20 protein-coding genes are annotated in these 23879 nt (G+C 43.5%); 11 read left to right on the top strand and 9 right to left on the bottom strand.

Features of this window, described 5'->3' with window-relative positions; translation table 11 throughout:
* Positions 1-10: 10 nt before the first annotated feature.
* Positions 11-658 (bottom strand): hypothetical protein, encoded by a 648-nt coding sequence (locus tag MNR06_RS16330; protein ID WP_243537654.1) that lies wholly within the window; start codon positions 656-658, stop codon positions 11-13.
* A gap of 147 nt (positions 659-805) precedes the next feature.
* Entirely contained in the window at positions 806-2473 is a 1668-nt protein-coding gene (locus tag MNR06_RS16325; RefSeq protein ID WP_243537653.1) for a glycoside hydrolase family 13 protein, read from the bottom strand.
* A 138-nt stretch (positions 2474-2611) separates the two neighbouring features.
* Between MNR06_RS16325 and MNR06_RS16320 the strand changes: the two genes are divergently transcribed.
* Together MNR06_RS16320 and MNR06_RS16315 are read left to right on the top strand one after the other, a co-directional pair.
* Positions 2612-3001 (top strand): four-helix bundle copper-binding protein, encoded by a 390-nt coding sequence (locus tag MNR06_RS16320; RefSeq protein WP_243537651.1) that lies wholly within the window; start codon positions 2612-2614, stop codon positions 2999-3001.
* 146 nt (positions 3002-3147) lie between these two features.
* The gene (locus tag MNR06_RS16315) at positions 3148-3579 is read left to right on the top strand and encodes a hypothetical protein (RefSeq protein ID WP_243537650.1); all 432 of its coding nucleotides are present in this window, start codon (positions 3148-3150) and stop codon (positions 3577-3579) included.
* A 76-nt stretch (positions 3580-3655) separates the two neighbouring features.
* Here the strand turns inward: MNR06_RS16315 and MNR06_RS16310 are convergent, their stop codons facing one another.
* The gene (locus MNR06_RS16310; RefSeq protein WP_243537648.1) at positions 3656-4177 is read right to left on the bottom strand and encodes a hypothetical protein; all 522 of its coding nucleotides are present in this window, start codon (positions 4175-4177) and stop codon (positions 3656-3658) included.
* A gap of 167 nt (positions 4178-4344) precedes the next feature.
* Positions 4345-4794, bottom strand: coding sequence for a DMT family transporter (locus MNR06_RS16305; protein ID WP_243537647.1), 450 nt, complete (start codon positions 4792-4794; stop codon positions 4345-4347).
* Between the two features lie 59 nt (positions 4795-4853).
* Here MNR06_RS16305 and MNR06_RS16300 point away from each other — a divergent pair, with 59 nt between their 5' ends.
* The 5 genes from MNR06_RS16300 to MNR06_RS16280 all read left to right on the top strand — a co-directional run bounded on the left by MNR06_RS16300 (position 4854) and on the right by MNR06_RS16280 (position 11886).
* Complete coding sequence (locus MNR06_RS16300) at positions 4854-6350, top strand: xanthine dehydrogenase small subunit (protein WP_243537645.1); 1497 nt, start codon at positions 4854-4856, stop codon at positions 6348-6350.
* A complete protein-coding gene (gene xdhB, locus MNR06_RS16295) occupies positions 6337-8667 on the top strand; it encodes a xanthine dehydrogenase molybdopterin binding subunit (RefSeq protein ID WP_243537644.1) in 2331 nt (776 codons plus the stop codon). The genes MNR06_RS16300 and xdhB overlap by 14 nt, the downstream gene beginning before the upstream one ends.
* A complete protein-coding gene (xdhC, locus tag MNR06_RS16290) occupies positions 8660-9463 on the top strand; it encodes a xanthine dehydrogenase accessory protein XdhC (protein ID WP_243537643.1) in 804 nt (267 codons plus the stop codon). Before xdhB ends, xdhC begins: the two co-directional genes overlap by 8 nt.
* A 15-nt stretch (positions 9464-9478) precedes the next feature.
* Positions 9479-11242: an adenine deaminase gene (adeD, locus tag MNR06_RS16285; protein ID WP_243537642.1), complete on the top strand. Its 1764-nt coding sequence runs from the start codon at positions 9479-9481 to the stop codon at positions 11240-11242.
* A gap of 107 nt (positions 11243-11349) precedes the next feature.
* Positions 11350-11886 carry a DUF4383 domain-containing protein gene (locus MNR06_RS16280; protein WP_243537641.1) on the top strand — a complete coding sequence of 179 codons (537 nt, stop codon included), beginning with the start codon at positions 11350-11352 and terminating at the stop codon, positions 11884-11886.
* 41 nt (positions 11887-11927) lie between these two features.
* Here the strand turns inward: MNR06_RS16280 and MNR06_RS16275 are convergent, their stop codons facing one another.
* Positions 11928-12824 carry a S1 family peptidase gene (locus MNR06_RS16275; RefSeq protein ID WP_243537640.1) on the bottom strand — a complete coding sequence of 299 codons (897 nt, stop codon included), beginning with the start codon at positions 12822-12824 and terminating at the stop codon, positions 11928-11930.
* A 128-nt stretch (positions 12825-12952) separates the two neighbouring features.
* Between MNR06_RS16275 and MNR06_RS16270 the strand changes: the two genes are divergently transcribed.
* Positions 12953-14503, top strand: a complete 1551-nt coding sequence (locus MNR06_RS16270; RefSeq protein WP_243537639.1) for an acyl-CoA dehydrogenase family protein — start codon at positions 12953-12955, stop codon at positions 14501-14503.
* Positions 14504-14734: 231 nt separating this feature from the next.
* Here the strand turns inward: MNR06_RS16270 and MNR06_RS16265 are convergent, their stop codons facing one another.
* The gene (locus tag MNR06_RS16265; RefSeq protein WP_243537638.1) at positions 14735-17974 is read right to left on the bottom strand and encodes a hypothetical protein; all 3240 of its coding nucleotides are present in this window, start codon (positions 17972-17974) and stop codon (positions 14735-14737) included.
* A 349-nt stretch (positions 17975-18323) separates the two neighbouring features.
* Here MNR06_RS16265 and MNR06_RS16260 point away from each other — a divergent pair, with 349 nt between their 5' ends.
* Both MNR06_RS16260 and MNR06_RS16255 read left to right on the top strand, forming a co-directional pair.
* Complete coding sequence (locus MNR06_RS16260) at positions 18324-18932, top strand: hypothetical protein (protein ID WP_243537635.1); 609 nt, start codon at positions 18324-18326, stop codon at positions 18930-18932.
* Positions 18910-19845 (top strand): HTTM domain-containing protein, encoded by a 936-nt coding sequence (locus tag MNR06_RS16255; RefSeq protein ID WP_243537633.1) that lies wholly within the window; start codon positions 18910-18912, stop codon positions 19843-19845. The genes MNR06_RS16260 and MNR06_RS16255 overlap by 23 nt, the downstream gene beginning before the upstream one ends.
* A 78-nt stretch (positions 19846-19923) precedes the next feature.
* Here MNR06_RS16255 and MNR06_RS16250 read toward each other — a convergent pair whose 3' ends face one another.
* Both MNR06_RS16250 and MNR06_RS16245 read right to left on the bottom strand, forming a co-directional pair.
* A complete protein-coding gene (locus tag MNR06_RS16250; protein WP_243537631.1) occupies positions 19924-20841 on the bottom strand; it encodes an HTTM domain-containing protein in 918 nt (305 codons plus the stop codon).
* On the bottom strand, positions 20819-21397 hold the full coding sequence (locus MNR06_RS16245; RefSeq protein ID WP_243537630.1) for a hypothetical protein: 579 nt from the start codon (positions 21395-21397) through the stop codon (positions 20819-20821). The genes MNR06_RS16250 and MNR06_RS16245 overlap by 23 nt, the downstream gene beginning before the upstream one ends.
* A gap of 276 nt (positions 21398-21673) precedes the next feature.
* Here MNR06_RS16245 and MNR06_RS16240 point away from each other — a divergent pair, with 276 nt between their 5' ends.
* A complete protein-coding gene (locus MNR06_RS16240) occupies positions 21674-22468 on the top strand; it encodes a murein L,D-transpeptidase catalytic domain family protein (RefSeq protein WP_243537629.1) in 795 nt (264 codons plus the stop codon).
* 33 nt (positions 22469-22501) lie between these two features.
* Here MNR06_RS16240 and MNR06_RS16235 read toward each other — a convergent pair whose 3' ends face one another.
* Positions 22502-23878, bottom strand: coding sequence for a mannose-1-phosphate guanylyltransferase/mannose-6-phosphate isomerase (locus tag MNR06_RS16235; protein WP_243537628.1), 1377 nt, complete (start codon positions 23876-23878; stop codon positions 22502-22504).
* Between the last annotated feature and the right edge of the window lies 1 nt (position 23879).

The following is a 23879-nucleotide window of genomic DNA, read 5'->3' as shown; positions in this document are numbered from 1 at the left end:
CAGGATGGAACTAGCACTTCCAGTCTTCGATAGTAAGAGCAGCCTCTAGACGTCCTTGGCGTGTCAGGGCACTTAAAGTTTTGATCTTATAATCAAACGATAGCTTTTGTCGGGAGTTTACTTCGGTCACCCGATGATAAGGAAAGTCTAAGCGGATCTTGGTGAACTTAATAAGCTTTAAAGCCGTCGTCGCTAAGCCATAAAGAGCGTAATAAAAAAGGCTTTCGCGTTCCCATAGATCATACCAGGGACGTGTAGTTAGCTGTTCTAATGTAAATGAACACTTATCAAAGCAATTCAGGCTGCGGAAGACTTGGAACTGTTCGCGATTAAATATCTGGATGTACTTTTCATTGCTAACAGTTTCAGAAACTTCATCAGAAGGCACTAGTCCAATACGGAATAGAAACTGCACGACAAAACGTTCATTTGAAAAATCTTTGCCTAAGTATTCGGATTTCAAGGTTTGTGCGTAGGCAGTTAAAGTCCGAAGAACTTCAGCTTTTTGTTCGACGGTCAATTTTTGAAACTCTGGCAAAGAGGCATGGTGGTACGGGATTACATTATAACCATAGCAGCTTAAAAGACCTGCAAGCTCTTCTAATTGATTTCTAAATAGATGCAACTGAGCATCTGTACTGGCTAATACAACTTCCATACGACGTCCTGAATATCCCTCTGTTGTAATGGAAGCCGGATTTTTTTTAAAGTTCGACCGGCAAAATAAAAAAAATTTCCCGTAAAAACTTTTGACAGTTCGCTCTTACGGGATTGCTCGGAGGCACTCGGAGCAGAAGTTAGCTACCTAAGAAAGACGATAAATACGGCTTTCAAACGGCTTAAGCTCAATAATCTGTAAAATTCCATGTTTGGGAACTGGGTGGTTAGCTAATAGCAGGTTGTCACCATTCAACTCCATCCCCGATTCTTTAAAGAACGCTGATTTGTTAGAAAGGTTGCTTATCACTAGCATCTTCTTACCTTGATAAGAGCGAGTATAGGCATAAACTTGCGGATCTTCAGCCATTAAAAGGTCGTAGCTGCCATAGATAAAAACCGGGTTGTCTTTTCTAAGCTGAATTAGCTTTTTATAAAACTGAAAAATAGAGCTTTGATCTTCGATTTGAGACTGCACATTGATCTTCGCAAAGTTAGGATTCACCTTCAACCAGGGTTTGCCTGTGGTAAACCCTGCATTGGTTTCACCATTCCACTGCATCGGAGTCCTTGCATTGTCACGGCTTAGAGGCGTGAGTTCCGCAGTGATCGCGGCATCGCTGACCCCCTGTTTACGTTTAATTGTGAAAGTGTTTTTAGCAGACACATCGTTAAAATCCTCTGGGCCACCGAAGACTGTATTGGTCATTCCGATTTCTTGGCCTTGATAGATAAACGGAGTTCCTTGCATCATAAAATACATAGTCGCTATAGAGGTGGCGCTTTCTTTCCAGAAGGTACCGACATCTCCCCATTTAGAAATAATTCTTGGAACGTCGTGGTTTTCAACGAACAACGCATTCCATCCGCGATTTTCTAAACCTTTTTGCCAACGAGTGAAGACTTCTTTCACCTTTGATAGATCAATGCGTTTTTCGGGATTCGTATCCCAAAGACCGACGTGTTCAAACTGAATGATCATATTCAGTTTCTTTTGATCCTCCCCCACCCACTGATAAGCATCTTTTGTAGAAACTCCGTTCGCCTCACCCACCGTCATGATGTCGTATTTCACGAAAGTGTTCTTACAGATGTCAGTCAGATATTCCATGATACCAGGGACATTCATGTGTTTATCATAGGAAGGAACGTACTCAAGGTTCTGAGGGTTCGGCATATCGGCCAATCCCGGCTCTTTTTTCATGTGGCTGATAGCATCGATACGGAAGCCATCAATCCCCTTATCCATCCACCAATTGATCATGGAATAAACGGACTTTCGCATGTCCAAGTTTTCCCAGTTCAGATCAGGCTGGCGGCTTGAAAAGACGTGCATAAAATATTGCTTCGTCAATTCATCGTACTTCCAAGCAGAACCGCCGAAAATACTTTCCCAGTTGTTGGGCTCTTTGCCGTCTTTTCCATCGCGCCAGATATACCAATCACGTTTTGGATTGTTTAATGAACTGCGGGACTCAATAAACCATGGATGTTCATCGCTGGTGTGGTTGATCACTAGATCGATAATCAGTTTCATTCCACGGCGGTGAACTTCGGTTAACAATTGGTCAAAGTCTGCCATCGTTCCGAATTCATCGTGGATATCTTGGTAGTCACTGATGTCATAGCCGTTATCATCCTGAGGAGATTTGTACATAGGACAAATCCAGATAACATTGATCCCTAGGTTTTTGAGATAATCCAATTTCGAAATGATGCCTTGAAGATCACCCACTCCATCGCCGTTTGAATCCATAAAACTGCGGGGATAAATTTGATAAACGACGGCTTCTTTCCACCAGATGTGGGAATTCATGGGACCTCCAAGAAACGTTGACAGAATTTAAAGCCCAATTTTGCCAAACGTCAAGGCAACCAGTGATAACAAACATACCGACAGCAGAACAGAACATGATAAAATTGCAATAAAGGATCAATAAAAGAAGGAGCTTTTATGGGGAATCGTTCATCGCAGGTTCAAGGAAGACAAGTTCGAACGGAAGAGATGGCTTCAACCATCATGCAAGAATGTATTAAAAACTGTATGGAGTGCTTTCAAACCTGCACATCACTTGTTCAGCATTGCTTAGGAATGGGCGGCGAACATGCCGAGCCATTTCATATTGGCGTGCTTCAGGCCTGCTCCTACGTCTGCGAAACAAGCTCCAAACTTATGCTTATCAATTCAGAATTTCATAGCGACATGTGCCGCATTTGTGCAGATATTTGCATCGCCTGCGCTGTGGATTGCGAAAAACTGGGGCCCAACGACCCGATGATGAAACACTGTGCAGAAGTTTGCCGTCGCTGTGCGGAAAGCTGCAGCAAAATGGCAGCTCATTAATTAAAAATCCGGAATCCGGAAAAACAATGTTAAAAGAGCGTTCATAATAAGGGACGCTCTGTAAATATTCAGTCAACCCTGTTTTGCTTTGTCGCTGAAACCGCAAGGTCGGTATAAAAAATCACGACAAACCAACGGAGGGTTCTATGAAATCATTATTAGCAAGTGCACTTATTCTATTTTCGACTTCTCAAGTTTTTGCAGCGCCAATCACTCCAGAGAATCTGATCGGAAAATATAAAGTAGAAGCTCGTGCGGGCTTCCAAAAAATCTATGTCAATTTTCGTGTCGTCAGCACTTCGGAATTCGAATTGCAGCGCACTTATACGGATGGACGAGTTGATGAGCTTTGCAACGGCAAATACACTATCAACCCCACTCTGCTATGGACGGACTTTGAGACCTTGGCTGCCGGGAAAACTTTTAGCGGCTTAGTAAGCTGTCCGAGCGACCGTTCACGCACGCAAAGCTTTAATATCGAATTTATTAATAAGACGACAGAGGATCTTGTTCGCGGAACCAACGTAACCGTAGAAGCTCGCGGGATGCGTTTAAATGCTTATGTGAAAAAGCAGTAGATCAAACTTGAAATGAGTAAAAGAAAAAGCCCCTAAGTTTTCTTAGGGGCTTTTTGCTTTTTAAAGATGAGGTGTCTTAGTAAGCAGAGATGTGTAATCCGTCAATGCCCACTTGCACGCCGAAGCCTTTAAGTAATTGCAAAGACACGTTGGCTGCGATTTGTGGAACTCCGACTTTTACAGCCGTGAATGCGCCCACACCACCGATGATGGCTGCTTCGCCTTGAGCAACAAGGTATTTACCTAGAATTGCTTCTGGATGTTTATTGAAGAGGCTGATTTCAGATGAAACCCCTGCCATTTTGAAATAGCCGATACCTGCTGTTGGGCCAATCCAGTGATGGCCGATGCTGACCATAACTCTTTGAGAATAAGTTTTGCCTAGTAAGCCCTTACATTTCAAATGGCCGTAAGCGACAGTTTTGAAATGTCCCACGATGATTTTTAAACCTTTCGATGTGCCTTTGAAAGCAAGGCCGCAGACCCAAGTTCTTCCGGCAGCGGAAACTTCATCTTGGTTTGTTTGTAAATCAGTTGTGTCTGCATGGGCAAACATGCCCACAAAGCTGAACGCTAAAATGAGTGCTAACTTCTTCATAGGTGACTCCTTTTGGTAAAATGGTCCTTGTCATTAATGACGAACCATTCACTTCCTAGAGGCAAGTCATCGGTTGAAAGACATACAAGGGACGTTCCACGATGTTACTTTTTCCTGACATAGTTGGTAACGTGTGAAATGACTTTGCTAAGGAGCAGCTAAGGAATCTAGCGTTTCCCCGACATAAGAACTATCAATCCCACAATCATAATTCCTACACCCGTAAGATTTGAAATCGACGGAATCGATTTGTTCGAAAAAGAATCCCACAACATACTGAACACAAGTTGCGTGATGATCACGGCGGCGAAAGTTAAATTCGCACCTAAAAAATTAATCGCTAGTGGAGTACACAACACAATCACAAAACCACAAATGCCCGGAAGAAATTGCCACCATTGCAAATCAGTGAATGACTTTGCGGACAATGAAGCGAACTCTGGGAGATACTCATATTTAAAGGCAATCCAGAGGATTCCCGATAGCACAGAAAACACAATAGCATTTAAAAAAATGGCGGAAACAAGACCAATGTGGAAGGAAGAATTTCTGTTTAAAACACCCTGCAAGACAATGGAACAACCAGCTAAAATCGGAAGAAATAAATTAAGTACCATAGTCTCAAGCTAACTGAATAAGTCTAGTATTGATAGTCATTTTATGATAGCAATTTAAAATGACTCACTCGACAGAACGCCAATCAATTCATATCTTTATCAACGGCCGCCAGCACCAGATTTCCGGGGATGATGCTTTTCTTCCTCTGGCTCAATATCTGCGCTTAAAAGCGGACCTTCCGGGAACAAAAGTAGTTTGCGCTGAAGGCGACTGTGGGGCTTGTACGGCCCTCGTAGCAAAGTGGAATAAAAATAATTGGTCTGCTTTTCAAACTTTAAATTCCTGCATCGCGCCAGTTTATCTTTTTGATTTAGCTTCTGTAGTAACCGTTGAAGGTTTGACCTTCGAAGACGAGTTGAATGAAGTTCAAACAAAGATGCAGCAGTTCCACGGTGGCCAATGCGGTTACTGCACTCCGGGAATGGTTTGCGCCCTTTCAGGCCTTGCTGAAAGTTGCTCTAAGAGTGGCCAACAGATCACAGAGAAAAAAGCTCGCAATCACTTAACTGGAAACCTGTGCCGTTGTACGGGCTATGAGCCGATCTTAAATGCAGCAATCAATGTTGATTTAACCAAATGGATTTCTTTAGCTGAAAGATATCTAACTACTTCGAATAAAGAAGTGTGCCTGCAGTTAGCTGCTGATAGCATCGCGATTCAAGGCACTAACAAGGAACTGCACGTTCCTACTGAGCTTGCTAAAGCCTTAACACTTAAAAAACAATCTCCCGGCATTCGCATTGTTTCTGGCGCCACTGATCTTGGAGTTTTGCATAATAAGGGAAAATTCTTTCTTGATAAGGTTTTGGTGTTAAACCGCATCCCTGAATTATCTAAATTAGAAATGAATGCGCAAACAATCGAAGTTGGAGCAGGTGTTTCTTTAACACAATTTGAAAACTTCACAGAAAATCATCACGCGGAACTAAGCCGCTTATTGCGTGTGTTTGCTTCGCCGCAAATTAAAAACCAAGGGACTTTAGCTGGGAATGTTTTAAATGGCTCTCCGATTGGTGATTCGATTCCTGCTTTATTGGTTTTAAATGCGCAGTTAAATTTAGCGTCGACGCAAGGTCAGCGTCAGGTCCCACTTACTAGCTTTTACAAAGCTTATAAAACTTTTGATTTAATGCCTGATGAAATTGCCACGCATATTTCGGTTCCGCTTTTAGATAAAAGTTGGCTTACGAAATACTATAAAGTTTCTTTACGTAAGGACTTGGATATTTCTGCTGTCACCTTTGCAGCGGCAATTAAGCTAAAAGACGGTCTTATCACAGAAGCTAGAATTGCTTTAGGGGGCGTAGGCCCAACGGTTGTGCGCATGCCAGAAATCGAAAAGATGTTAACAGGCCAAGCGATGACTGAAGCCTTATTTAAAACTGCGGGGCAAAAAGCTCGCGCTTTGATTAAGCCCTTGTCTGATCTAAGAGCCACCGACGAATACCGCTTAAAGGTTGTCGAAAATCTTTTCCATAAATTCTTTATTGAATATCGCAACGAAAATGAAACAGCCGTATCTAGTTCTGAGGAGCAAGCCTATGTCGGTCGGTAAGAATATTCCCCACGATTCTTCCCGCGGTCATGTGACCGGGGGAAGCGTTTTTATTGACGACCGTGGTCTGACGCAAAAAGAAGTTTTCGTTTTGCCAATTGGTGTTCCTGCAGCTGCCGGAACTTTGATGGCCATTGATGCTAGCAAAGCCTTAGAATGCCCCGGCGTTCTTGCCGCTTTCACCGCTAAGGATTTCCACCACAACCACTGGGGAACGATCATCCCTGAGCAACCTATTTTGGTTCAAGATAAGATTGGTTATTACGATGAGCCCGCAGTGATTCTAGTGGGCACCTCGATGGATGCTTTGTTTCGTGCAAAGCCCTTCGTAAAAATGGAGATTGAAAAAGCTCCGGCAATCCTAAGCATTGATGAAGCCATTGCAAAAAATAGTTTTATTTATAAAGCTAACGCCTTCCGCGTCGGGGATGCTGATTCTGCGTTAAGCCAAGCTAAGCATAAACTTTCTGGTGCCTTTGAATGTGGGGGCCAAGAACACTTCTATATGGAATCGCAAGCTTGTGTCGTTTACCCGATGGAAGACGGCCAAGTTGAGGTTCACTCGAGCTCTCAACATCCTAGCGAAACCCAACACGTCGTAGCCGAAGCTTTAGGTCTGCACCTGCATGAAGTTGTGTGCGTGGTAAAAAGAATGGGCGGAGGTTTTGGTGGTAAAGAAAGTCAGGCGGCACCTTTTGCTGCTATGGCTGCTTTGGTTGCCCAAAAAATGCAACGCCCTGCTCGCTTGTGTTTAACTAAAGATGACGACATGGTGATGACTGGGAAACGGCATCCCTTTAAAAACTTCTATGAAGTCGGCTTTGATGACGACGGTCGTATCTTAGCTTTAAAAGCACAACTTTATGCCGATGGTGGAGCTTACGCCGATCTTTCAAGTTCGATTCTAGATCGAGCGATGTTTCATATTGACGGCGCTTACTATTTGGCAAATGCCCATATTGAGGGTTTTGCCTGCCGTACGAACTTTCATTCAAATACGGCCTTCCGTGGTTTTGGTGGCCCCCAGGGAACCATGACTATTGAAAGCATTATCGAGGATATCGCGGCTTATCTTAAAAAAGATGCCTACGAAATCCGCCAGTTGAACTGTTATGGCAAAGAAAAAAACAACGTGACCCACTATGGTCAGAAATTAGATCACAATCCGTTGCCGGAACTTTTTGCGCGTTTAAAAAATGATTCTGCTTATGACAGTCGTCGCAAAGAAATTGATCAGTTCAATTTAAATCATCAATCCACTGGGAAACTAAAAGGTCTTTCTGTCACCGCTACCAAATTTGGTATTGCCTTTACGGCCCGCTTTTTAAATCAAGGTAACGCCTTGGTGAATGTTCATAAAGACGGAACCGTACAAGTTTCAACGGGCGCTACTGAAATGGGTCAAGGGATCAACACCAAGATTCAACAGATTGTTGCCCACGCGTTTGGCATTAACCCGCAAGACGTTAAAGTGATGGCGACTTCAACAGAAAAAAACCATAACACCTCACCAACGGCAGCTTCAAGTGGTAGTGATATCAACGGAGCCGCGGCTTTAAAAGCTTGCGTGGAGCTTCAATACCGTATCGCCTGGTTGTTCCATCACATCATTATGGGTACGACGATGAACGATATCGCCGAATGCCCGCCGCTAGAAAAAGATAAATTAAAATTAGAAGAGTATCTTTTTGAAAACGGCCAAGTGACCCATTTGCCATCTAAAAAATCTTTGCCTTTTGCAGACCTAGTGAAGCGCGCCTACCTAAATCGTATGTCTTTAGGTGAATACGCCCACTTTAAAACCGAGGGCCTGGGTTTTGATAAAGCCCGCAGCATGGGAACTCCATTTAATTACTTCACCAATGGTGTGGCTTTAAGCGAAGTGCAAATTGATATCTGGACTGGCGAATACAAAGTTCTAAGAACAGATATTCTTATGGATCTTGGACGACCCTTAAATCCTGGCATCGATAAGGGCCAAGTGACTGGCGCCTTCGTTCAAGGTATGGGCTGGGTGACGTCTGAAAAACTTTATTACAATAAAGACGGTCGTTTACTAAGCCATTCACCGACCACTTATAAAATCCCGAATGTTCAAGATACGCCAAGGGTGTTCAATGTCGAATTTATTGAAAACCACGAAAACACCCAAAACGTTCATCGCAGCAAAGCTGTGGGTGAACCACCCTTCTTATTAGGGATTAGCGTATGGACGGCGTTAAAAGATGCCCTTCGTTATAAAGCACCTAACACTGTAGATATCAAATCACCCGCAACACCCGAAGAAGTTCTTATGGAGCTTTCAAGTTATGAGTAAAGGCAACTTTGAAGATTTCTTATCCGCGATCACTCAACTGAAATCCGGCAGCAAAAATTTTGTTGTCGTGACTTTGGTTAAACAAATTGGTTCTTCCCCGCAGGATGTAGGGGCACGGGCGATTGTCACTGACACAGGCCTTGTCTATGGAACTGTCGGGGGTGGCAAGGTAGAAAATCGCGCCATTCAAGAAGCACAAAAAATGCTGCAAGAAAAAAGACATCACGAGCTGGTCGACTGGAATCTGCAAAAAGATATCGGCATGACCTGCGGTGGGGTTGTCAGTTTCTTTTTTGAACTTTTTGAAGTCGATCATCCCTTTCATGTAGCTGTATTTGGTGCTGGCCACATCGCCCAGGAATTCGTTCCGCTCTTGTTAAAACTTGATTGTCGCATTTCTTGTTTTGATTCACGCCAGGAATGGTTAGAAAAAATGCCTAGCTCTTACAAGCTTAAGACCATGTGTACTGAAGACATGGCGGGGCAAGTAAGCAAACTTCCAAACAACACTTATGTCACAGTCATGACAATGGGGCACGGGACGGACCTGCCAATTTTAACTGAAACTATGAAGCAGCGTCATCGCTTTAGCTATGTCGGCAATATCGGCAGCGATCAGAAACATGTGCGCTTAAAAAATGATTTACGAAGTGCAGGTCTAAGTGATGAAACCATTGCGCAATTTCATTGTCCGATGGGGGAAAGCTTTGGCAGCAATTCACCCGTAGAAATTGCATTTAGCATCATTGCACAGCTTTTAAGAACAAAAGACGAAATTTCTGCTAAGACCGAGTAACTAAAGGAAATCACCATGGCAGCCCTGGGCAATAAAAAGACTCAAAAAATTTCTTCTTTGGAACTTCCACAACGTTTAGCCCAAGCCCGTGGCGATGCCGAGTTAGATCTTCTGATCACAAATGTTCAGTTGCTGGATGTTATCACTGGCGAAATTTACCCGACGGCGATTGCGGTTGGTGGCCAATACATTGTCGGTGTTGGGTTAGAATATCTAGACAGCCCAGCAAAAAGAATGATCGATGGTGAAGGTGCTTTCGTAACGCCTGGATTTATCGACGGCCACCTGCACATTGAGTCATCTATGATGTCGCCATTTGAATTTGAAAAAGCGACTTTGCCATTAGGAACAACCACAGCGATTTGTGATCCCCATGAAATCACGAACGTGCTTGGCGCTAAAGGATTTTCCTGGTTTCTGCGTTCGGCTGAACTGATGGAACAAAACCTTTTTGTTCAGATGTCTTCGTGTGTTCCAGCTTTGCCTGGTTTTGAAACCACCGGCAGTGATTTTACTTTAGACGAGATGAAATCATTTAAAGATCATCCTTCTGTTTTAGGCTTAGCCGAAATGATGAACTTCCCAGGTGTCATCTACGCTGACAAAAATGTTTTAGCTAAAGTGGAAGCCTTTGATGATTTAAACCTTGATGGGCATGCTCCCCTTTTGCGCGGCAAACAGCTTAATGCTTATCTGCTAGCCGGGATACAGAACTGCCATGAAACTGTGACCTTGGATGAAGGAAAAGAAAAACTTCAAAAAGGCATGGGGCTTATTATTCGCGAGGGCAGCGTTGCGAAGAATTTAAAAACTCTGGCTCCGCTTGTGAATGATTTTTCTTCAGCTCAATGCCTATTGTGCACTGATGATCGTAATCCCTTTGAAATTTCCCATGAAGGTCACATTAACTTTCTGATCAAAGAACTTATAAACAAGCACAGTGTCCCCGTGCACGTGGCTTACCGACTTGCCACTTACTCTGCAGCGAAACACTTTGGTTTGAAACGCTTGGGTTTGGTCGCCCCTGGAAAAAAAGCAGACATCGTGTTGCTTAAAAATCTTGAGCAGGTCGCAATCAAAGATGTTCTTATTGGTGGGAAGTTTGTTTCTGAATTGAAGTTAGAAAACCATATTCAGGAAAAACTAACAAAATCCCAGCCGCCTTTAGAAAACACCATGAAACGAAAACCGCTGGTATCGACAGATCTGCAATACGATCTGAAAAAAGGAAGCTACAACGTCATTGAAATCGTTCCTAATGAGATTATCACAAAGCATTTGTTAGTGGGCTTTGATGGACAGAATTTTTCAGAAACTGATGTGCTATTCATGGCCAACATTGAACGCTACGGAAAAAATCTGCCGGCGGGCTTAGGATTGGTTAAAGGTTTGGGCCTTCAATCAGGGGCGATTGCAAGTTCCGTAGCCCATGATTCCCACAACTTGATGGTGATCGGTACCAATGCTGCTGATATGGCCTTTGCCGCTAATACTTTGATTGAATGTGGTGGTGGTTTTGTTGTCGTTGATCAGGGAAAAATCCAAGCCCTTGTCAAACTACCGATCGCAGGACTTTTAAGCTTAGACAGTGCTGAAGAAATCAAATCAGGCATTGAAAAGCTAAAGGTGGCATTCCGTGCTCAAGGCGTTGTTTTGGATGAACCATTTATTCAAATGGCATTCTTAGCATTACCCGTCATTCCGACCTTGAAGCTGACTGATCGTGGATTGGTGGACGTAAGCAAGTTTCAGTTCATTTCGCTTTTTCAAGAAGCTTAAAATAGCCCTCCCCGGGCTATTTTCCTGTTTTCTATCACTTTGTTTTCTTCAAAAATGCTTTCCCCATTCGGGCCCTCCATAATCAAAGGACACGAAAGAGGAGCCCTATGGAACTTGAAAGAGAACCCAGAAGAAAACCGACTATTCCTCCCCAAGCTCAACGCCCTGAACCTTCGATATCCCGCGCTTACAAACCTGCTGCTTCCACTCAGGTGGCAGCACCAACGAAAAAATCCTATGCTCAGGAAGTCTGCGTGGTCCTTGGAGCTTCTTCTGTGGTGATAGGTTTAATTGGTTTTGTGGCTGATAACTTTTTAGGCGCGCACTTAAGCTACACCCACAATGTGATTCACGTTGTATCAGGGGCTGCGGCGATGTGGTTTGGCTTTGATAGCTTAGCTAATGCTCGCCGTTTCAGTGTTATTTTCGGTGCGATCTATGGTGCTTTAGGCCTTTTAGGTTTTATTATTGGAACTTCCGGAATTCCTAGTCATGGCGCCATCCACCCAGATCGCTTTCTTTGGAAGCCAGCGCCAGAGGTGCTTGAGTTCGGCACTTCAGATCACATTCTGCATTTACTTATTGCCGGGGCATTTTTGATTGGAGCCATGGTTAGCTTTAAACGACGCATCCCGAAGACATAATGAAGAAATAAAAAAAGGACCCCTTAGGGTCCTTTTTAATTTTAAAGTCCTTTTTTAAGAACTTCTGTCACCCAAGGGACATAAGTTGCAACGTTGGTGTAAACACCCGTTGTATCGCAAAGGATACTTCCTCTGCTTGTGATACCGGCCAAGAATAATTGACCGTTTACTTTCACGTAAGCCGGACCACCAGAATCGCCAGAGCAAGTGCCATGACCTTTTGATTCATCAAGGCGGAATTCAGTTTCTTGAACTGAACCCACTGGCGCTTGCGTTTCTCTTAACTCTCCGTCCCCGGACATTTCGATTTGCAGACAATTTTTTAAGTCATCGTCACAGATAACTTCGCCATATTCCATGGCCTCTTCTAGGTTTTTAACTTTGCGAGCTTCAACTGGTTCAGCGTGAACAAGGGAAACACCGTAACCAGCCACCATCACAGAAAGACCGCGACGAATAATGCTGTCATCTTTCAACATTGGAACTGCCTTAAATCCTGGAGGCAAAGCACCTGAGAACTTAAGGATAGCGATATCGCCCCAATCTGTTTCTTTAGTTTCTTGCTCTTCAGGTTTCCAGTTTTTGTGGATTTGGATGTGAGTCACTGTACGCGTGTACATTTGAAGAACGTCTGGCTCGCGAGTCGCCATAACTTCGTCGATATTAAGACCGAATACCAATTTTAACTTTGATGGCTTGGTTTGCACACAGTGAGCTGCAGTTAAAATATAGTTTTCTGCGATGATTGAACCAGTGCAGATAGCGTTATCTTGAGTGTCATAGATACCGACGATCACAGAAGCAATCTGAGATTCTTCAGCAACCATGGTGCCACCCATGATACCTGTCGTAGATTTTTTAATTGCGATTTGCGTACCAGTTTTAGGTGCGCAAGAAACCAATAAACCAAGGCTCAAAATCAAAGCAAAACGGATCAAGATCCCTCCCTGTAAAACGAGGGGGTCTTATAGATATAAGCTTACAAAACAGCAAGACTTTTTTCTAAAAAGGCGAGTCGATTGACATATTGTTGTCCTGGCCCCTCTGAAAGCCTAAACTCAGGGGTATGAAAAACTTTTATCAAGAGGGCCCCGTCCTCACGAACACTTTCCGCTCTGATGAAACACTTCAAAAAGTTTTAAAAAAACTTTTACCTGAAGAGGCGCAAAAAACTGCACTTTCCCATCTTGACCATCTCGGCGAAAGAGCAGTGACGGACATGCTCATTTGGGCCCAAGAGGCAGAGGCAAATCCTCCTCGCCATATTCCCTTTGATCCTTGGGGCCGTCGCATTGACGAAATCGCCACTTCGAATGGTTGGAAAGAACTTGAAAAAGTAGCAGCAGAAGAAGGTATCGTAGCTACGGCCTATGATCGTAAGCTAGGGGCCTTTTCCCGCGTTTATCAAATGTCTTTGCTGTATTTATATTCCCCAAGCTCAGCGATCTTTTCTTGCCCGTTAGCGATGACCGATGGTGCAGCAAGAGCCTTAGAACTTTATGCGCCAGATGATTTAAAAGCCCGCGCCCTTCCCCACCTACTTTCCCGTAAATCCGGTCAGTTTTGGACCGCAGGACAATGGATGACGGAAAGAACTGGCGGATCAGACGTCAGCGGCACTTCGACCGATGCTCATCCATTCACGGGAAGCAGCCCATTTGGCGCCACCCATGCCCTTCATGGGACGAAGTGGTTTACATCGGCAACGACATCACAGATGGCGCTGACCTTGGCTAGACCGGATGGTGCACCGGCAGGTTCACGGGGTTTAAGCTTGTTTTACCTTGAACTTCGTAACGACCAACAACAGCTTAACAATATCCAAATTCACCGCCTAAAGGACAAGCTGGGAACAAAAGCCCTTCCAACTGCTGAGCTAAGTTTGCAAGGCACCCCTGCCCGCATGATCGGCGGCGAAGGTGAAGGAATTAAAAGAATCGCGAGCGTTCTAAATATCACTCGCATTTACAATTCAATCTGCGCCGTAGGCCACATGCGCCGAGCACTTGATTTAGCAACCGACTATTCAAAGAAAAGAAAAGCCTTCGGCAAAATCCTAATGGATCACCCTTTACACCGAGTGACTTTGGCAGAACTAGAAGAAGACTTCCGCAGATCTTTTACTTTCTGCATGTACGTATCCCACTTACTAGGGAAAGAAGAAGTCGGCGAGATTTCAGCTTCTCAAAAAATATTGTTAAGAGCACTTACACCGATCCTAAAACTATACACAGCTAAAAAAGCCATCCAAATTTCAAGCGAAGTAGTAGAAATGTTCGGTGGCGCAGGCTATGTCGAAGACACAGGCCTACCAAGATTGCTAAGAGATGCCCAGGTCTTTTCAATCTGGGAAGGAACAACAAACGTTTTATCTTTAGACATGCTAAGAGCTTTCGAAAAAGAACAAGCTCTTCCCGTCTTGATGGAGTATTTCAAAACCTGCAAATCAATGAAGGATAATAATCCGGCATTTGTTGAGAAATTCACTAACCTGCAAAACATATTAAGCAAACTATCAAAGGGAACTCCCGAAGACTGGGAAACCCATGCAAGAAAACTAGCATTCGCAGTAGCCGACCTAATCTCAGAAAACTTAATGTACGAATACGCAATTTAAAATAAAAGCCTACTTCTAAAACTCCCCCGAACAACCGGGAAAACCCGGGTTGGCGAGAAGCGGGCATATGCAAGGCGGAGGATCCCGAGCGAAACGCAGGCGTACCCGTAGGGTACGTCGGAGAGAAGCACGGGACCGCACAACGCAGTCAGATGCCCGCTTATCGACGACCCAGGTAAAAAAAAGGCCGCTGTACACCAGCGGCCTTCTCTTCCTTTAAGGACAAAAGGATTAGTAGTTCACAGTAGTCAGATGAGGAACTTTGCCAGCATCTGAGTTACCGATGATCATACCACGCACTCTTGAGTGGCGAGTTGCAGGTTCAAATGGCAAGCCTTTGTATTTAGGCGCCACAACTGCAGGAACCCAGCGACCTTTAGAGTCTACGTTCCATTCACGGAAGTACATAGATACGTGAGTACCTTCAATTAGGTAGTCAACACCCACGTTCGGACCAGCAAGTTTCATCGCTGCTCTGAATGTGAATAAGTTTTCTGCCATACCTTCACCGAACGCACCGTATGCAGCAGCGAATGCTTTAGCATCTGAAGTCATGTGTCTGTGCATGCTTCTTAGAGCGTAGTACATTTTGCTTGCAGCGTTTGCAGTCGCTCTAGTCACTCTGCTTACGCATGGGCCAGCATCGATCATGCAAAGTTTGTATGGATCGTTGTTCGCGAAGTAACCGCTGATTTGATCAGTAGATACGTCGATGAACTCGTCTTGCGACATACGTTGAGCCGCAGACATCAATCTCATAGTGTTTTCTTCGCTGAAGTTCACGTTGAACTCTAAACCAGCGTAGCCAAGATCACGGTCAGGGACACCAACCATCAAAGTAGATAGACCTGTTTTTCTAACAAGTTCTGCCATACCTTTTCTTAGTTTGCTGCCGTTCGCTTTCTCATGTCTGAATGAGTAGCTGTAAGTACCGAACATGCTTTCTAAGTGAGATTTAGTATCCCAGTTATCAACAGAGTACTTAGCACCGTAGAACATAGTCGCCATTTCTTTATGAGTCGTCCAGAAGCGAGAATCTACGCTGTCTGAGAAGATACCATAATGAACGCGAGCTGTGTTGCGATCCAAGTGAATGTCAGATGAAGTAAACGAGTTGATACGTCCTTTGCTGTAAGTCTTATCCCAAAGAATTGGAATTGCTAAAGACTTGCTGACGATTCTGCCCGTAGATACGTTTCTGAATGTCTCTACTTTCACTACCGGAGCTCTTTCAACCAAGTTCATTGGTTTGTTAGCTGCGAATTGTTCTGAAGAGTACACGTTACCACGAATCATGTCTTCGTATGCCTTACGACCCGTATCCGTAGATAGATCGAATAGGAATGAGAATCCATCGTCCGCGTATTTGAACTCGTTCATGTTCAAAGTAAGGATTGAAACGTTTGTGAATAGGCTAAGGCTGCTTAGTTTACCTTTAGACATTTTCACGTACGCTTTATCAGAACCTACTTTTTCAACATAAGTTTCCCAAGTACCTTGAGCAAGTTTAGCTACACCCACACCGATTGGACCAACACCTGCACCAGCAGAGAAGATGATACCACCGTGACCGATGTATGTGATGCTGTCACCTGGATCCCATCCATCAAGAGTGCCTGCATCTTTAGGTACGCTCCAACGGCCACCGATAGCATAAGCTTTATCTAGGCTGCTGACATAGCGAACAGACTCAGTGTCTTTACCAAGAATTGGTAATACACCAACGTATGCCCAGAAGTGATCTGCAAGTCCGCTGGCGTTTTCGAACCAGAATTGAACTTGAGCTCCAATACCTACTTCGATGCTACCGTAAACAGTTTTTTGGAAACCATCTGTGTAGTCGCCGTAGACCAATGAATCCGAAGATGCCAATGGTTTAACGTCGTATTTCACCATAGAAGAAGGCTGAACGTCTCTAAACTGAGGAGTTAAGTTCACGATATAAGAACCGTAGTCGAACTTAAGGTGGAATAGAGGTTTCAACTTAGCTTTTAATTTTTTACCGTCGTCGTCATCGTCGCCAGTAGTAGATGTTGAGCTTGTTGAAGTTGAAGTACTTGTAGACGTTGTATCGCCTTCAGTAGTTTCTTCGCCTGTTGAGGAACTGGAAGATGTTGAAACTGTGTCAGTACCTTGAGTAGTCTCGAAGGTCGTTGCAGTGTCGTCCCCGGCAGTAGTTTCAGTGGTAGTCGTATCACCGAAAGTAGTGTCGCCGAATGTTGTGTCACCGAACGTGGTATCACCGTGAGTAGTGGATCCGCGGGTTCCATGGGTACCGTTATTTCCGTTGTTCCCATTGTTGCCGTTGTTTCCATTATTTCCGTTGTTACCATTGTTGCCGTTATTCCCATTGTTCCCGTTGTTGCCGTGAGTACCGTGGGTGCCGTTGTTGCCGTTGTTTCCGTTATTTCCGTTATTTCCGTTATTTCCGTTGTTGCCGTTGTTACCGTTGTTGCCGTTATTACCGTTATTTCCGTTGTTACCGTTATTTCCGTTGTTACCGTTATTTCCGTTGTTACCGTTATTTCCGTTGTTACCGTTATTTCCGTTATTACCGTTATTACCGTTATTACCGTTATTACCGTTATTACCGTTATTACCGTTATTACCGTTGTTTACGTTATTACCGTTGTTACCGTTGTTACCGTTGTTGCCGTTATTAACGTTATTTCCGTTATTACCGTTGTTGCCGTTATTAACGTTATTTCCGTTATTTCCGTTATTTCCGTTATTTCCGTTGTTTACGTTATTTCCGTTATTACCGTTATTGGTGTTGTTACCATTGTTACCGTTATTAACGTTGTTTCCGTTATTTCCGTTATTGGTATTGTTACCGTTGTTACCGTTATTAACGTTGTTTCCGTTATTACCGTTATTGGTATTGTTACCATTGTTGCCGTTAATTACGTTGTTACCGTTATTACCGTTGTTGGTATTGTTACCGTTGTTACCGTTATTAACGTTGTTTCCGTTATTACCGTTATTGGTATTGTTACCGTTGTTGCCGTTAATAACGTTATTTCCGTTACTACCGCTGCTACCATTACCGCTAACTACGTTGTTACCGTTATTGCCGTTATTGGTATTGTTTCCATTGTTACCGTTATTAACGTTGTTTCCGTTATTGCCGCTACTGCCGTTGCTAGAGCTGCCGCTAATAACGTTATTTCCGTTATTACCGTTATTAGTGTTATTGCCGTTGTTGCCGTTAATAACGTTGTTTCCGTTATTGCCGCTGTTTCCAGCGAATGGCTTGCTACCTTTAAGGTCCGCACACTTCACTAATTGTTTGTTAATCAAACACATGCCGTCGGCACGTTGCTCAGCAGAATTCAGATTAATAAATCCGCCTTTTCCGCCTAGATCTACTATTGGTTTCTTCCCAGAGCCCGATGGATTATTCGCGAATGCGAGATTTGCCACCAATGAGACCCCAGCCAAGAAAACCATCTTTCTTGACATCCCTACCATTGTGATTCTCCTTTGTTGTGTACCTCAAGAACTGATGAATTCAGAAAAAGAAGTACTTAAGTTTTTGTTCAAATTTTTATTTGCAGATCAAAATTTGATTGGATGGTGAGAACGATGGCACCTTACATTAACAACAGTTTCTTTCTTTTAATTGACACTGGGCTGAATCCTAACATTTTCTGCGAAATGACATTAGTTGGCGTGCGGATCGACAAACAATTGTAAAAACATTCTTTCCGGCAAGAAATCATCAATCAAAAACACTTCACGTTAGTTTCACATCAGTAAAGAAACTTCCCTTAAGTCTTATGTTAATAACCATAAAGAACAAAAATTAAGGAGGATCACCGTGATAAAAAACGAAAATGCCATTCGTTATTGTTCGCTCGGAAAAAAAATCGTGATTACTGCATTCTTCACTCTGAATGTTTCGATCATGATCGTAGATGGACTTCCAGATAAAAGTCTTCTGGGCAGTCGCTTTTTAAAATCGGTCGCGCAATATCAGGCATGGTCTATGTTATACCAGCCATGGGCGATGTTCGCTCCTAACCCGATGAACACGACAGCTTTCGTGGAAGCGCAAGTAGAGTTCACTGATGGAACTTTCGACACTTGGCAAATACCTCGCCCGCAAAATGCAAAGGGATGGCAGCGACTTGTAGCAGATCGCTATCGTATATTAGGACAGGAAACACTACTTCCTAATACCAATGAACTTGTCTGGTTCGACTTTTCTAAATTCGTGACCAATCAAGTTCAGCTAAAAGAAAAAGAAGGAAAGAACAGAACTGTAAAGAATCTTTCTTTCCATCGCAAATTCAGCCGCGTGATTCCACCTCCACAAGGGCCGCTGATTCCGCACGGCCAATTGTCGACTTCGTTTGAATCAGAACCTGTTTTCGCATACCAACCAAACCTGGAGACGCAACGATATGAAGCTAACAACTCTAATTAAATACATTGATGATTTTTTATTTAAGCCAACCCCCGTGCACAACGTTGCTTTCTTAAGAATTGGGTTCGGGATTTTACTTTTATTTAATTGGTTCATGATCTTTGCCGATATGGATACCTTCTTCGGTCCCAATGGATTGATCTCATTATCCACGGCTCAGCAGTACGGAAATCAACTGCGCTTCTCGCTATTTGATTATTTACCCCATACTGAAAAGGTCACTACTACACTGGCTATTATAAATCTAATTGCGGTCGTAGGTATGACTATTGGCTTTTGGACAAAGACATCTATCGCCGTGGCATTTATCACGTTGATTTCGTTCCACCACCGTAATGGCTTTATCCTTAATAGTGCCGATTCAGTCCTGCGTGTATTTTTGTTTCTTATGTTTTTCACTCATTGCGCTGATATGTTTTCAGTGGATCGATGGATGAAACTTCAAAAAGGCAAAGCTGCGCTTGTGCCAGAAGAAAAAAGTCCTTGGGCATTACGCATGATTCAAATCCAGTTCTGCATCATTTATATTGCTACGGTGATGTTTAAGCTGAAAGGTGAACGGTGGATTGATGGATCTGCAATCTATGTAGCGACCCGCCTTGATGATTTTGTTCGCTTCGAGTTTCCCCTGTTGAATAACTTAATATTAGTAAAATGGATGACCTGGGGAACATTGGCCGTTGAGATTGCCCTGGGAACCTTGGTTTGGATCAAGGAACTTCGCTATTGGGTTTTACTAGCCGGGATTGGACTGCACTTAGGCATCGAATACACGATGGCCATTCCAGTTTTTGAATGGGCGATGATCGTCTTAATGATCAGCATGGTAGATCCCCACGATTTAAAGAAAGTCTGGGAGTCATTTAAAGACAAACAACTGCAAAGACTTTCCCGCAAGCAAGTGACTGTTTAAATAAGATAGTTCAGAAAAATAAAAAACCACGGTTTCCTCAACCGTGGTTTTTTTTATTTTCAACATTTGAAAAAATCATTAAGCCTGAGCAGGTCGATTCCATTTCATGCGATAAATTCTCGCTGCCTCTATGACTTTTTGAATATCTCGTGAATCCACCATAACAATCATTGTCACGATCATGATCCACTCAAACAGCGGAATATGCATCGTAATTTCAATCCCTAGATGAAGCCCCAGGCCGGCTAATAGAACCCAATAGCGAAGCTCTTTGATCCAAATAAGCGTCCCTAAAGCAAACTCCACTACCAGGGTTGACCAAGTAAGAAGCTTAATCACCAGTATACTATTAAGAATACTTAGCGGAACTCTGACAAACTCGTCCAAGCGAGTCGCAATGTAAATGGCCGTACCATCAGCCCACAAATTTCCCTTCATCTTGAACATCACAGTCGAAATATAAATGATGGAAAACTGGATCTGCATAAGGCGTAAAGCCCATGGACTACACTCTAACGACTTTTCTTTCTTGCGGTTTAACCACGCATCAACGGAAAAGATCTCTCCACTGGGGCTAAAAAACAGCAAGAATAGAAAGTTTCTCATCACCACGTCCGCACTGTTTAAAATAAAGTGGTTACGACTATGGAAAGAAACCAGGGTGAAAAACGCCAGCACAATCGAAGTTCGGGTGTATAGACCTAAAGTCATCCCCACAATGCCCACTAAGTGAATCACTGCAATCAATGCCACAATCTTAGGGTCATTTGGCAGCAACTCAAATATATTGAAACGTAACGGGTTCCCCATCTTGACGGCAGTTTCTAAGGAAACAATGGCATCGACACCCCAGAAGAATTCCAGGTGCTTCCAGATCGAAAACCAATTCAGTAAAAGAATAATGCCAAGGCCGATACGCAAAAGTGCGACCGAATGAATCGGTTGCGGCAGAAAAAAGAAATCATTAACTGATTTAGTAATTGTTTTTAGCTTCATGTCTTACTCCGTCTGCGGCTTGGTATTTAAAAACTGATTCGGTCTGATAGTTGTTACTTGGTTTTCCGTGTTCCAGGAAAACTTCTGTCGGTGGCTTCACAATGTTGTGATGACGGAAGAACTGGACACTTTCCAAAACCCGGCCTCGCCCCCCCTGCTTTTCAAGTTTAGTTATTTCTCTTTCTAAAAAGCGTGAAAGATCAAACCATAAATCTTGGCGTTCCAATGAACGAAGATTTTCTTGTTGATACTTGCGCATTCTTTCACCCGAAGTAAAACGATCCCAACTGGACATGTGCGATGAGCGTGGAAAGGTCCACTTTTCTGACGTTCCATCTTTGAAGGTGATAGTGGCATCAAGATAAGAATTCACGGCAGATGGATTGGGCGCAAACATACTCCACGTCTGATCCAAACCAAAAAATATCTGGTACCATGCTATTGATTTCAGGATGCGCTTTCCTACCGCACTCTTATCGGGCAGTCCCGCCGTCACCATCACCGTGACATGCAAGGCGATAAACATTGAAATCAGTATCTTCTTAAATACTCCCATAAAGTTGTCTCCTGTTGGCTAACAAGCATAAAAACGTACTAAGGGAGTTTTAGAGCGGCAACGCGATTTCCCTCTGTGGAGATTAAATAAAGAGAACAAAGATTTCCGGCGCTTAAGAAATTCCCGTGTCCTAAGAGGTGTCGAAGTTGTCACCAGAGTGCCACGCACGGGCACCGATCCCACCCTAAGAACCAATATATTCAAGGACGTCTCAAAAAGAGCTGGCACATGCCTTGTATACCAAGGACTCGGAACTAAAAGACATTGGAGCCCTTCATGAAAGCTGTTTTGAGTGCAGTACTGACTACTCTGTTGAGCGTATCAAGCTTTGCTGGATCTTTATATGATGTGAAAATCAAAGATGTCTCTTTATATGATGTCTTTAAAGAACAAGGCGTTCCTGAAGCTGCTTTACAACGAAGTTTTGAATTCCTGGATGTGAATGCCGGCAAAACCATTCGCGTAAACGCAAAGTTCCGTACCAAAACTAAGACTTATATGGATGAACGTGAAATCACTATTAAAGAAGATTCAATGGCTATCATTGACTTTTCAAAACCATCCAATGAGCGTCGTCTTTATATTTTGAATTTAAAAACTGGCGCTGTTTCAAAACATTTCGTTGCTCACGGAAAAGGTTCTGGCGTGCGCGTAGCTGCGAAGTTTTCAAACATTGATGGCTCTAAGATGACTAGCTTAGGCTTGTACATTGCGGGAAACACTTATTACGGAGGTCATGGAGAGTCTTTGAATCTGCATGGACTTGAAACTTCAAACAACAATGCAGCTTCCCGTGATATCGTTATCCATGCAGCGAGCTATGTTTCTGAAGATTACGTTAAAAGCCAAGGCCGCCTAGGACGCAGCTGGGGCTGCCCGGCGGTAGCCCCTGGGATTATCAAAAAAGTTATCACCACCTTTAAAGAAGGCGGCTTGATTTATGCGTATCACAAAGATTTGATTTCATCGGCGGTTAAAAATCCGGATCTTCAAGAAGTCCAACCTGAAAATGACGATGAAGATATCGATTTACCGGAAGAAGAAGAATCCGTTCGCAAAGCTGCGAAATAGAAAAAGGGATGCTTGAAGCATCCCTTTTTCTTTTTAATTTCTTTTATAATCGTCTTGATATCGAACGATATCATCTTCACCGAAATAAGTGCCTAGTTGCACTTCCACGAACTCTAGCATTTCATTGCTAGTGTTGCGCATACGATGTTTTGCTCCGAGTGGGATATGAATATGCGTCCCGGCCGAAACAGGAATGACTTCATCGTTTAAAACCACTTCGCCAGAGCCTTTTGTGATGGTCCAATGCTCTTCACGTTTGGCGTGGGACTGATAAGACAATTGCGACTGTGGGTTTACGCGAATCACTTTTGATTTAAATGTCTCTGTATCTTTTAAAATCTCAAAATATCCCCAAGGGCGGTATTCGAAAACATGGTCTTTGACCAACGCTGATTTTTGTTGGTTCAAGGCATCCACCACATGGCGCACATCCTGGGAAAGACCTTTTTTAATCAGCATCAAGGCATCTTTGGTGTCCACGACAATCACGTCTTCCATGCCGATCATAGAGTAGTGTTTACCCTGCTCCCCAAACACAAAGTTTTCTTGGCCAAGAACATTCAAAACATCTTTTCCCTTCTGCAGTGAAGACACTGCATCCCAGGAACCTACGTCACTCCAGCCGAATTCTGCAGGAATACATGCTAGCTCTTCGCCATTTAATTTTTCCATGATCGCATAGTCGATGGAAATGCTTTGCACTTTGCTATAGATTTCGCCCAAATTTGAAGAGTCTTCTTTAAGATTAGAAATCTGCTTCCACATTTCGGGCTGATGCTTTTCAAACAGACTGATCATGTGTGAAACTTTGAAAACAAAAATTCCGGCATTCCAACTGAAACTGCCTTGAGAAATAAACTCTTTGGCTTTTTGTAAATCTGGTTTTTCGTGAAACTTTACCACCGAGTACGCTTTTAAAGTTCCGTTTTCTTTTAGACCCACGGCACGAGTTTGGATATAGCCATACCCAGTTTCCGGGTAAGAAGGCGTGATGCCCAAAGTAACAACGCGATTTTCAGCTGCCACTTCTGCCGCAAAGTGAACAACCTTCAAAAAGGCTTCTTCTTCTTTGATAAGATGGTCCGATGGAAAAATAGCGACGATCTCGTCATTGTGACCTTGCGACTGCAAAAGCTTACACAAAGCTGCAATGGCAGGCGCGGTGTTTTTACCAACAGGCTCATAAACAACTCTGACTTGTTGGGCTTGATTTTGTTTTAAATTAAGCTCTGTCAGCGTTTCTAGCGCCTTCGATGTCACAATCCACGGTTGACCCAGCTTTAGCGAGCGTTGCAGGGTCAATGTTTGCAAGGGCTGACCGAAAATATCGCAAAATTGTTTAGGCATGTTTTGGCGCGAAACGGGCCATAGTCTTGTGCCGCTGCCACCTGATAAAATAACTGGTATCAAA

This window comes from Bdellovibrio reynosensis, from assembly GCF_022814725.1.
Taxonomy (GTDB): Bacteria; Bdellovibrionota; Bdellovibrionia; order Bdellovibrionales; family Bdellovibrionaceae; genus Bdellovibrio; species Bdellovibrio reynosensis.
This window is presented reverse-complemented; position numbering and strand designations above follow the sequence as displayed.

Coding starts and splice junctions, on each gene's coding strand:
- MNR06_RS16330 (WP_243537654.1), bottom strand. CDS start 658: ATGGAAGTTGTATTAGCCAGTACAGATGCTCAGTTGCATCTATTTAGA.
- MNR06_RS16325 (WP_243537653.1), bottom strand. CDS start 2,473: ATGAATTCCCACATCTGGTGGAAAGAAGCCGTCGTTTATCAAATTTAT.
- MNR06_RS16320 (WP_243537651.1), top strand. CDS start 2,612: ATGGGGAATCGTTCATCGCAGGTTCAAGGAAGACAAGTTCGAACGGAA.
- MNR06_RS16315 (WP_243537650.1), top strand. CDS start 3,148: ATGAAATCATTATTAGCAAGTGCACTTATTCTATTTTCGACTTCTCAA.
- MNR06_RS16310 (WP_243537648.1), bottom strand. CDS start 4,177: ATGAAGAAGTTAGCACTCATTTTAGCGTTCAGCTTTGTGGGCATGTTT.
- MNR06_RS16305 (WP_243537647.1), bottom strand. CDS start 4,794: ATGGTACTTAATTTATTTCTTCCGATTTTAGCTGGTTGTTCCATTGTC.
- MNR06_RS16300 (WP_243537645.1), top strand. CDS start 4,854: ATGACTCACTCGACAGAACGCCAATCAATTCATATCTTTATCAACGGC.
- xdhB (WP_243537644.1), top strand. CDS start 6,337: ATGTCGGTCGGTAAGAATATTCCCCACGATTCTTCCCGCGGTCATGTG.
- xdhC (WP_243537643.1), top strand. CDS start 8,660: ATGAGTAAAGGCAACTTTGAAGATTTCTTATCCGCGATCACTCAACTG.
- adeD (WP_243537642.1), top strand. CDS start 9,479: ATGGCAGCCCTGGGCAATAAAAAGACTCAAAAAATTTCTTCTTTGGAA.
- MNR06_RS16280 (WP_243537641.1), top strand. CDS start 11,350: ATGGAACTTGAAAGAGAACCCAGAAGAAAACCGACTATTCCTCCCCAA.
- MNR06_RS16270 (WP_243537639.1), top strand. CDS start 12,953: ATGAAAAACTTTTATCAAGAGGGCCCCGTCCTCACGAACACTTTCCGC.
- MNR06_RS16265 (WP_243537638.1), bottom strand. CDS start 17,974: ATGGTAGGGATGTCAAGAAAGATGGTTTTCTTGGCTGGGGTCTCATTG.
- MNR06_RS16255 (WP_243537633.1), top strand. CDS start 18,910: ATGAAGCTAACAACTCTAATTAAATACATTGATGATTTTTTATTTAAG.
- MNR06_RS16250 (WP_243537631.1), bottom strand. CDS start 20,841: ATGAAGCTAAAAACAATTACTAAATCAGTTAATGATTTCTTTTTTCTG.
- MNR06_RS16245 (WP_243537630.1), bottom strand. CDS start 21,397: ATGGGAGTATTTAAGAAGATACTGATTTCAATGTTTATCGCCTTGCAT.
- MNR06_RS16240 (WP_243537629.1), top strand. CDS start 21,674: ATGAAAGCTGTTTTGAGTGCAGTACTGACTACTCTGTTGAGCGTATCA.